Raw genomic sequence first — 8,430 nt, forward strand, 5'->3', positions numbered from 1 at the left:
CCCGGCAGGTCCCCGATGCGCTGGCCGTGGTAGCCGCTCAGGTACTCGGCGCCGATGGGCGACAACACGAACAACCCGGCCACCGGCGCCAGGCGACGCCACAGGGAGGTCTTGGACACTGCTGTGGGTGGATGCACGTCCCTGAACGTAAGCTCACGGGCACGGTCTGTGCATCCGACCATGGTCTATGGCCGCGAGACCAAGGACTGCCACCCAGCCATCCTCAAGACTGGTGCTGGGCGATGTTGACCATCCAGGTGATACCGAACCGGTCCACGAGCGAGCCAGCCTCGTCGCCCCACAACTGCTTCTCCAAGGGCAACGTCACGGTGCCGCCGGCGGACAACCTCTCGAAGTAGCCGCGGAGTGCGGCGTCGTCGCCGCCGAGGAAGACCGCAACGCTATTGCCCAGGGTGTGAGGCATCTTCTCCCGGACGTCCCAGCCCATCAGCGTGTAACCGCCCGGGGTGCGGAGCGTGGCATGCATGACCCTGTCGGCGGGCGCGTCCGACGAGCCGAAATCAGCGTACGTGCCCAGCTCCAGAGTGCCGCCCAGGACGTCCCGGTAGAACTCCATCGCCTGCCGTGCGTTCCCGTTGAAAGCGAGGCACGGGTTGAGCTGAGATCCCATCTGATACTCCTCGTGTAGGTGAAGCCTGTACATGGACCCGCTAAACCTCCCAATGAATCACGACATCCTGTGTCGTGTATTTCCTCCGAATGCCACCGCAACGATGTCGAGGTGCTTCCGTCGCACGGAGACGAACGCGTGCATGATGGTCATCGTGCGGTCGTCGCGTCAGGTGGACGGCGGTGGCAGGGAGGCCGCCGTCGGCGCGGGCCGTGAGGCCCAGCGGACGAAGCCCGGGAGCAGGCCGACCACCAGCACAGCCACCACGCCGACGGAAGAGCGACAGGTTCCGCATCCCGGAGGTGCCGATGAGGGAAATCCCCATGGTTCCCGCGATGCCTCCTGTCAGACCCCAGAAGGCCAGTAGTCGAAGCAACGGGCCGCAGGCCGAGGGCGACGGTGCCAGGTTCCTTCGCGAACACTCGGCTCACCCCATGGCGAGCTCGTCCAGCGCCTGTCTCTGACCCATGTCCACGGTGACGATGACGATCGTGACGACGAAGGCCAGGCTGATCAGCCAGTTGCAGGCGTAGATCAGTATCGGCAGCGGGCCCGTCAGCTCGGCCGCGAACGTGACCACGGAGCGGCCCATCTGGTGAGGCCGTCCCGCCGTTCAGCCTTCGCGCTTCTCCATCTCTACCGAGACCTCATCGTTCGCGATCAAGGGCTCTGAGGCGCTGGAGAGAAGGGTGTACGCCACTGTGACGGGGGCAGCACCGGGACCTGCTTCTTCAGGGTTCCGGCATCGCGGAAGGTGAAGACGACGGGAATGTAGCTGCCACTGCGCAATTGCCTGGTCAGCCCGGTCAGTACCGCTTGGGGCTGCAGGCCGCCGCCGGCGAGTTGCCCGGGCTGCACCGGCAGCTCCCCACCGGGAATGCTGGCCCCGGAGAACACAGGCGCAGCGCTTACGGAGATGAGCTCGTCGGTCTGGCCGCGTTGGTTGTACAACGCCAGATACACCGGCGCGTTGGATCCCGCCTGCATCGGCTGTCCGGCGGCGCCGCCGATCACGAAGGCGTTGCGCAGCATCATGCCGTTGACGATCTCGTTGGCGGCGTAGTTGGCCGGATACTCTTCGGTGCTACGCCCAGCAGGATCCACGCCTCCGCACGAACATACGGCCAGCAAAGTGAGCGTGGGCAGCCATCTCATTGATCCATCCCCCAGTACAAGGAGCCCCTCTGCCCGACGTATACCCCGGGATGACCGAGCCAGGCGGTTCCGGACGGACTCGCCGGCAAACACGGCTCGTACCACCTACTCGGCCGCTCCGTCGGCCACGACGTCCTTCTCCCTTCTCCGAGCGACCGATCTCCCGCCGTGTCGCGGTGACCGCTGGCCAGTTGGCCAGAGGCCGGTCTTCGCAGCGTCGAGCCGGCCGCTTGGTCACGGGGACCGTCGGCGCCGGTTCAGCGTGCATGGGGTGTCGCCCAGGTGAGCCCGATGGGCGGCATGGGATGGTCTCGGAGTGGGGGACGGCTTGGTGGCGCGACTACAGGGGACCAAAGGGTCGTGGGCAGCGCGACGCGTCGGCGGCTGACGCTGAGATTTGATCATGACAGGTGTCGGTCCTTGAGACCCTAGGATGACGAGGATGAGGGCAAGAACCAGTGACATCGAGAAGGCAGTTGGTGTTCTGCGCGCCGGGGGCCTGGTGGCTCTCCCGACCGAGACCGTCTACGGGCTTGGAGCCAACGCTGAGGACCCTGCCGCCGTGTCGCGTATCTTCCAGGTCAAGGGACGCCCGGCTTCCCACCCTCTGATCGTGCACATCAACGGCGCGGAGTGCCTGGACGACTGGGTCCAGGAGGTGCCCGCGACGGCCCGCCTGCTGGCCGAACGCTTCTGGCCGGGACCCCTTACCCTGGTCCTGCGGCGCGGTCGCCGGGTGCCCCTCGAAGCAACCGGAGGCTTGGAGACGGTGGCCGTGCGCGTGCCCGACCACCCCGTCGCACTCGCGCTGCTGTCGGCCTTCGGCGGCGGCGTCACGGCCCCGTCCGCCAATCGCTTCGGCTCGGTCAGCCCCACGACCGCGGACGACGTCCGTGCCGAGATCGGCGAAGCCGTCGACTTCGTGCTGGAGGGCGGCCCCTGTGAGGTCGGTGTCGAGTCGACCATCGTCGACGCCACCGCCGAGATCCCGACCATTCTGCGGCCCGGCGGAGTGACGCGCGAGGATCTCGAAGCGGTGCTGGGGTGCCCGCTCGCGGCCCCTGCGACCAGCCACATCCGGGTGCCGGGCCAGCATCCGTCGCACTACGCGCCGCGGGCTCGGGTCGTCCTGGTCGAGCCGGAGAAGGTCGTCGCCGAGGCGGAGCTGGCGCAGGAGCTGGGGCACCGGGTCGGCGTCTTTCTCCCTGCCGCCTTCGCCGACGCTGAGGTGAAGGCGCACGCGGTGGTGGCGGTCCCCGGTTCGATGGCAGCCTACGCGCGCCGGCTGTACGGGTTCCTGCGCGAGCTCGACCAGCAAGCGTGTGACCTCATCGTCGCGTCACTGCCGGTGGAGGAGGGGCTGGGACTGGCGATCGCCAACCGGCTCCGCCGCGCCGCGGGCCCCCGGACCACCACGTGAACAGCGCCGACCCCGTGCCACACCGTCCCGGGTGCGGAGGTGCGGGCAGACTCGGCTGAGCTTCCGCCGGACTGGCCGGGAGGGTGGCAGATTCCCTGAGGCATCGGGTGGCGCCTTTGGGCGATCGAGCAATGAACCCCGGAGGGTCTCCCCGTGACGTATCCGAGCCAGCTCCGACCGGGGCACATCGCGTCAGGCGGCCATGGCCGGGGACGGTCAGGACGCGGCAGGGACCGGTGCTTCGAGGCCGCGAGAGGCGACGAGCTGCGCGCTGCCGTCGGCCAGCCGGTAGGACAGCCCCACCACGCCGAGGCGGCCGGCGGCCACCCGCTCAGCCAGGACGCGAGAGCGCTCGAGCAGCAGGTTCACCGTGTGCTCGATGTGCTCGGCCAGAATCTCGTCGGCCTGGTTGCGTCCGGCGGCCCGGGCTGCCAGCACGCTCGGGGTAACCCGTTCGACGACGTCACGGACGAAGCCGCCGGGCACCTTTCCACCATCGGCCGCGGCACGGGCGGCTGCGATGGCCCCGCACGAGTCGTGGCCGAGCACGACGACGAGCGGGGCGTCGAGCACGCACACGCCGTACTCGACGGAGCCAAGGACCTCCGTACCGGCGACGTGGCCAGCGGTGCGCACCACGAACAGGTCGCCCAGGCCGCGGTCGAAGATAATCTCGGCGGCCAGCCGGGAGTCGGAGCACCCGAACAGCACGGCGAAGGGCTGCTGGGACGGTGCGATCTCGCTGCGGCGTGTCGCGTCCTGGTTCGGGTGCTCGGGGATACCTGAGACGAAGCGCTGGTTTCCGGCCATGAGCAGCGCGAAGGCGTCGCGGGGCGTCGGGCTCTGGATCTCGGTCATGGCGGCAGCATACGAGTCGGCGCCCGCCGTCGCACCGCCCGGCCCGCCGGAGCTCACCATGTCGGGCCACGCCGACGGCCTTGTCACCACCGTAAGACGCCGCCCACGCTGTCAGCCGAACGAGGGCGCATCGCCCGGAACCGGGCCTGTTCCACTGGCCCATATGTCACGACGGTCATAGGTGCTGGCGAGCGTCCTGCCGGTGCAGGCGTTCCCTCACCACGAGGGCAGCGCAACTTCCTGGCTGCACGGCGCTGCGCGGTCCGGTCCTCTCGGCAGGCCCCTGGTTGGTTCGGTAACGTCCCGCCCGGTGATCCCTGGGTGGCCTGGGGCGTCGGTTCTCGGAGATCTCCGCCCCCACCGAGCTCGCCCCCGCCTGGTACGTGCCCGGCCGCGACAGCACGCGGGTCATCGCGGTGCGCGGGCAGAACGGCAGGCGCAGAGCCGAGCTGACGGTGCTGCTGGTCGTGCAGGTGCTTGACCTGCCGTTCCTGTCCATCTCCTTCCGCAGCGGCGAGGGCACACCGCGCTCACCCGACGGGCTGCTGTACCTGGGAGCCAGTGAGTGGTGTGACCTGGACGCTCCCATGGTGATGCCGCCATGACGAACGAGCAGGCTCGCGCAATGTCGGCCTGCCGTTCCTGGAGCCGCTCGCCGACTGGGTCATCTCCTGGCGCACCGGCGCGGACGTCGACCGCCGTGCGGGCAGCGGCGCCGGCTGCGCCGCGCCCGTCGCGAGACGGGCCAGCGAAGGGCACGCCTTCTGCACGGCAAGGTCGCGCAGAGCGGCGGCGGCGCTGGATTCGACGTGGACGTGGCCGTCGGCGCCGCTCAGTCAGGGAGCCTCCGACTCGTCTCGCTCGTCGAGGTCGTCCAGCCTGGACTGCGTCCGGGCGAGCAGGCGGCGGTACTCGGCGGCGTCGCGGGGTTTGGCGCGCGCACGCGGCCGGTAGGGGGCGGCCACGCTGTCCGGCTCCCGCCACGCCGATGGCCTCACATACGACAGCGTGGTCGACACGTCGCCTTCGAGCCGGACAAGCGTGCTCATGTCGCAAAGGATGCTGATGCGCTGGCCGATGTCGCCGACGGCGACGCCCGAACTAGACCAGTGCCGTGCCGTACCGTCCGCGCAGCGTTCGGGCCTCGCCCGCCAGTTCGGCATGGGCGGCGCCCTTCTGCGGCAGCGCGCCGCCGCACAGCTCGGCCCATCGGGCAATTTTGCGATATCAGGTCGTAAAGTCTGCGCCCTCAGACGGGCACATGAGACCAATCGATCAGCCGTCCGCACCTCTCGCACGAGTCCTGGGACTCCCAGCGCAGGGCCTGGGGCGCGGGGCAGCCTCCGAGCCGGGCGGAAGGTTGGGCCGGCCGGGAGAACGGGAAGACCGCTCCGTGCCCCCATGAGCAGAAGGGGGACACCAATGACCACGACCACCGGCGACCCGGCGCGTGACCGGTCGCAGCGCGACCAGCTGGCTCACGGGCTGACCACCCATGTGCCCTATCTGAGCCGCCAGTGGAAGCCGGAGACCCTCGATCGTCTCTCGGCCGACTCGCGGGCCAGCGTGCCGGTGGGAGCGCTGCAGGCGGCTGTGATGCTGCTGGGCGAGGTGGCCGTGCGCACCGCAGCTCAGCTGCAGATCGCCGTGCCCGACGAGGCGGCGCCGGTGCCCGGCCACGCGGTGGACGCGGCGGGCGTCACTCCGGAGTAGCTTCTCCTGCCGGTTCCGCGTCGGGGTTCAGGAAGGCGGCGCCTGGCTGGTCAGGGATCACCGCTCCGGTCGATGCCCGACTGGCGGAGGGAGCCGGCTCCTCCGTCTTCCTGTCCGAGGCAGGCTGGTAGCGCATGTGCAGACGCAGCCGAGAATGGCCGCCGGGGTGGTCGAGCTCCACCGCGTCACACAGGCGGCCGATCAAGTACAGGCCGTTCACCCCAGCGCCGGCGGTCTCGGCCACGCCGAAGGCGCCGTTCAGCTGGTCGGCGGTCAAGGTGCCGGCGGCATCGGTGATGTCGACATGCACGCCCCAGGCGTCGGCGCGGGCAGCCAGGACCCCCACCCCGCCGTGTTCGAGGACGTTGACGGCGGCTTCGTGGGACGCCAAGAGGAGGTCGTCCAGGCGCTGGCCGGACAGGCCGGTGATGGCGGCGTAGTCGCGCAACAGCATGCGCAGCCTGGCCAGGTCGCCGGTGATCGGGCAGCGCAGTGTTAAGGCCTGGTCGTCGGTCATGGCGGTCACGGGTCCTCGATGAAGCCAGGGGCGGCGACATCCATGATGCCCCATGCCGGATAGGGCGCCACTCCCGCCCTATCCACCACTTGGGGGTCACGTCGGGGCTTCGGCTACCTCACTCCAGTACTGCTCACGCATAGCTGGGGGCTGATCAGCCAGGCACGCGTCGCGCATCGGTACGTTTGCGGCCGAAGGCATCGGCAGCCTCGCCAGGACCACATCACTGTCGGGGTCCGGAGGCCGCTGGCGTCCAGGCTGGCACTGTCGTGGGCGGCTGCATGCCGGCCGGATTCGTCATCCTCCAGGGCCCGGTACAGCGTCGACCTGCCCACGCCGAGCTCGCGGGCGATGGCGGTGACGGACTGTCCACCTCGCTCAGCTTCCGCGAACTTCTGGCGCTCCGGGGCCAGTACGTGCTGCCCGTCAAACCGGACGGCGTACCGGTCTCGGACGGCGCCGGCGGGCGCGCCCAGGCGACCGCGTGACCGCCGCACTGTTCCCGCGGTGCTGGACGGCCCGCTGGAACCGGCGTACCGTACCTGCCGCAACCTGGGTGGCTCGCTCGACGGAATGCTGATCGAGCTGGCCATTCTTCCCGAGGACGCGCTCGTGCACATCCCTGGCCACCTCTCTCTCCTATGCCGAGGCGGCGACTCTTCCCTGCGGCGCCGTCACGGCCTGGAACGCCCTGATCGGCGACGGCCGCGGCGTCCGGCGCGGGTATACCATACTGGTTCAGGTCCAATCGCGCCGTTCGAAGCGCGGCCGGTAGTCGGCGGCCCACTGCGCGAATCGGGTGGCGGGACGGCCGAGCAGTGCGGGCAGTTCGCCAGTCATCGGCTCGTTCCTGCCGGTCCTGGTGAGCGTGTAGACGATGCTCATGAACAGCAGCGTGTCCCAGGTGACGCCGCGCCTGACCAGACGGATCCAAAAGCGCGGCAGCGACGGCCGGGTGTAGGTCAGTGGCCGGTCCAGCGCCCGGCCGAGCTGCCGGGCCGCCTCGTTCAGGGTGAGCGACTCGGGGCCGGTCAGCGTGTGGGAGACGTTGCGGTGCGGTCCGGGGTCGCGCAGGATGTCCAGCGCGACTGCGGCCACGTCGCGGGAGTCGAGGAACGTGGTGCGCCCGCCGCCTGCGGGGATGAACAGCTCGCCGCGGTCCATGATGTCGACGCCGTGCGTGGAGACCTTTCGGCACAGGTTCTGCATGAAGAAGCCGCAGCGCAGGAAGGTGTGGTCCACGCCGGTGGCGGTGATGTGCCGTTCGACGGCGTGGTGCGGCACCACCTTGACGCGGTCCGCGCCGGGGACGCTCACGTACACGATGTGCCGGCAGCCGGCCTGGACCGCGGCGTTCACGAACGGGATCATCCGGGTGCGGACCGTGCGCGGGTGGGGGAGTGGGAACAGCAGGAACAGTGTCATCACCCCGTCGAGGGCGGCGTCCCATGTGGCGGGGTCGTCGTAGTCGAACGGGACGGCCGGCAGGTCGGGGAAGCGGGCTGGGTGGTGCGCGGCGATCCGGTAGGCGAGCTCGTCCTGCTCCGACAGCAGGCGGACGAGCTCGGCGCCGACGTTGCCCGTCGGGCCGGTGACGATGATCATGCATGCTCCCGTCAGGCGATGCGGACCTGGGTGTGACCGTAACCGACGCGGTGGTCCGGGTAACCTCACGGGTGCGCCGAGGGCGGTGGTATGGGCTGCTGATGTGAGCCTGAAACGTACAGGGTCATCCGATCAGCCCTTTCCGTCGCGAGCGCCTTCGGGAATCGCTCTGGAGACCGGCGAGGACATCCGTCCACTTCAGCCCGAGGATGCTGACTACGAAGCCGCGCCCCCCAACCCGGCTCCATGACGGCCGACGCTCCACAGGGGGATCGTCCACCATTTCTGGCCGTGTCATGTTGAACCATGGGCTCTTCCACCTGATTAGACAGGGGTAGCCGCTGAACGGGTGCCACCGGAATACGGCAGAAACGGGCCGCCGACGCCAATCCCCAGTGGTCAGCCCCGGCACGCCCGCACTGTGACTCGATCGACTCACGGTCCGGCGTGCACCACGGCGCGTTCGTCCAGCAGGCCCGCCTCGCACAGGTCGGACCATAGCCCCGCGGGGATCGGCGCCGAGAACGCCTC

Annotated in this window: 12 protein-coding genes; 4 read left to right on the forward strand and 8 right to left on the reverse strand. The window is 69.6% G+C overall.

Annotated features, from left to right (window positions below; translation table 11 throughout):
• Positions 1-223: 223 nt before the first annotated feature.
• The 3 genes from KME80_RS48550 to KME80_RS48560 form a co-directional block, all read right to left on the reverse strand.
• Positions 224-664, reverse strand: coding sequence for a VOC family protein (locus tag KME80_RS48550; RefSeq protein ID WP_246647076.1), 441 nt, complete (start codon positions 662-664; stop codon positions 224-226).
• A gap of 394 nt (positions 665-1,058) precedes the next feature.
• On the reverse strand, positions 1,059-1,223 hold the full coding sequence (locus KME80_RS48555) for a hypothetical protein (protein WP_219519386.1): 165 nt from the start codon (positions 1,221-1,223) through the stop codon (positions 1,059-1,061).
• A 68-nt stretch (positions 1,224-1,291) separates the two neighbouring features.
• Positions 1,292-1,735: a copper chaperone PCu(A)C domain-containing protein gene (locus KME80_RS48560; protein WP_219519389.1), complete on the reverse strand. Its 444-nt coding sequence runs from the start codon at positions 1,733-1,735 to the stop codon at positions 1,292-1,294.
• A gap of 493 nt (positions 1,736-2,228) precedes the next feature.
• On the opposite strand from KME80_RS48560, the gene KME80_RS48565 reads away from it, so the two are divergent.
• On the forward strand, positions 2,229-3,206 hold the full coding sequence (locus tag KME80_RS48565; protein WP_246647077.1) for an L-threonylcarbamoyladenylate synthase: 978 nt from the start codon (positions 2,229-2,231) through the stop codon (positions 3,204-3,206).
• Positions 3,207-3,422: 216 nt separating this feature from the next.
• On the opposite strand, the gene KME80_RS48570 is transcribed toward KME80_RS48565, so the two are convergent.
• Positions 3,423-4,064, reverse strand: coding sequence for a carbonic anhydrase (locus KME80_RS48570; RefSeq protein ID WP_246647078.1), 642 nt, complete (start codon positions 4,062-4,064; stop codon positions 3,423-3,425).
• 383 nt (positions 4,065-4,447) lie between these two features.
• Between KME80_RS48570 and KME80_RS48575 the strand changes: the two genes are divergently transcribed.
• A complete protein-coding gene (locus tag KME80_RS48575) occupies positions 4,448-4,669 on the forward strand; it encodes a hypothetical protein (protein WP_219519396.1) in 222 nt (73 codons plus the stop codon).
• Positions 4,670-4,900: 231 nt separating this feature from the next.
• Here the strand turns inward: KME80_RS48575 and KME80_RS48580 are convergent, their stop codons facing one another.
• Positions 4,901-5,113, reverse strand: a complete 213-nt coding sequence (locus KME80_RS48580; protein WP_219519399.1) for a hypothetical protein — start codon at positions 5,111-5,113, stop codon at positions 4,901-4,903.
• 373 nt (positions 5,114-5,486) lie between these two features.
• Between KME80_RS48580 and KME80_RS48585 the strand changes: the two genes are divergently transcribed.
• Positions 5,487-5,777 carry a hypothetical protein gene (locus KME80_RS48585; RefSeq protein ID WP_219519402.1) on the forward strand — a complete coding sequence of 97 codons (291 nt, stop codon included), beginning with the start codon at positions 5,487-5,489 and terminating at the stop codon, positions 5,775-5,777.
• Here the strand turns inward: KME80_RS48585 and KME80_RS48590 are convergent.
• Entirely contained in the window at positions 5,764-6,294 is a 531-nt protein-coding gene (locus tag KME80_RS48590) for an ATP-binding protein (protein WP_219519406.1), read from the reverse strand. The genes KME80_RS48585 and KME80_RS48590 overlap by 14 nt on opposite strands.
• 113 nt (positions 6,295-6,407) lie before the next feature.
• Positions 6,408-6,647 carry a hypothetical protein gene (locus tag KME80_RS53530; protein WP_372455461.1) on the reverse strand — a complete coding sequence of 80 codons (240 nt, stop codon included), beginning with the start codon at positions 6,645-6,647 and terminating at the stop codon, positions 6,408-6,410.
• On the opposite strand from KME80_RS53530, the gene KME80_RS51465 reads away from it, so the two are divergent.
• Positions 6,576-6,782 (forward strand): hypothetical protein, encoded by a 207-nt coding sequence (locus KME80_RS51465; protein WP_246647079.1) that lies wholly within the window; start codon positions 6,576-6,578, stop codon positions 6,780-6,782. The genes KME80_RS53530 and KME80_RS51465 overlap by 72 nt on opposite strands.
• A gap of 250 nt (positions 6,783-7,032) precedes the next feature.
• On the opposite strand, the gene KME80_RS48600 is transcribed toward KME80_RS51465, so the two are convergent.
• On the reverse strand, positions 7,033-7,899 hold the full coding sequence (locus KME80_RS48600; RefSeq protein WP_219519415.1) for an NmrA family NAD(P)-binding protein: 867 nt from the start codon (positions 7,897-7,899) through the stop codon (positions 7,033-7,035).
• Between the last annotated feature and the right edge of the window lie 531 nt (positions 7,900-8,430).

It is taken from the genome of Nonomuraea ceibae (assembly GCF_019396325.1).
GTDB classification, from domain to species: Bacteria; Actinomycetota; Actinomycetes; order Streptosporangiales; family Streptosporangiaceae; genus Nonomuraea; species Nonomuraea ceibae.

What these genes read in the sequence shown, in the direction of transcription:
- KME80_RS48580 (WP_219519399.1), bottom strand. Translation starts at nt 5,113, where the DNA reads ATGAGCACGCTTGTCCGGCTCGAAGGCGACGTGTCGACCACGCTGTCG.
- KME80_RS48590 (WP_219519406.1), bottom strand. Translation starts at nt 6,294, where the DNA reads ATGACCGACGACCAGGCCTTAACACTGCGCTGCCCGATCACCGGCGAC.
- KME80_RS48550 (WP_246647076.1), bottom strand. Translation starts at nt 664, where the DNA reads ATGTACAGGCTTCACCTACACGAGGAGTATCAGATGGGATCTCAGCTC.
- KME80_RS48600 (WP_219519415.1), bottom strand. Translation starts at nt 7,899, where the DNA reads ATGATCATCGTCACCGGCCCGACGGGCAACGTCGGCGCCGAGCTCGTC.
- KME80_RS48555 (WP_219519386.1), bottom strand. Translation starts at nt 1,223, where the DNA reads ATGGGCCGCTCCGTGGTCACGTTCGCGGCCGAGCTGACGGGCCCGCTG.
- KME80_RS48565 (WP_246647077.1), top strand. Translation starts at nt 2,229, where the DNA reads ATGAGGGCAAGAACCAGTGACATCGAGAAGGCAGTTGGTGTTCTGCGC.
- KME80_RS48585 (WP_219519402.1), top strand. Translation starts at nt 5,487, where the DNA reads ATGACCACGACCACCGGCGACCCGGCGCGTGACCGGTCGCAGCGCGAC.
- KME80_RS51465 (WP_246647079.1), top strand. Translation starts at nt 6,576, where the DNA reads ATGCCGGCCGGATTCGTCATCCTCCAGGGCCCGGTACAGCGTCGACCT.
- KME80_RS48570 (WP_246647078.1), bottom strand. Translation starts at nt 4,064, where the DNA reads ATGACCGAGATCCAGAGCCCGACGCCCCGCGACGCCTTCGCGCTGCTC.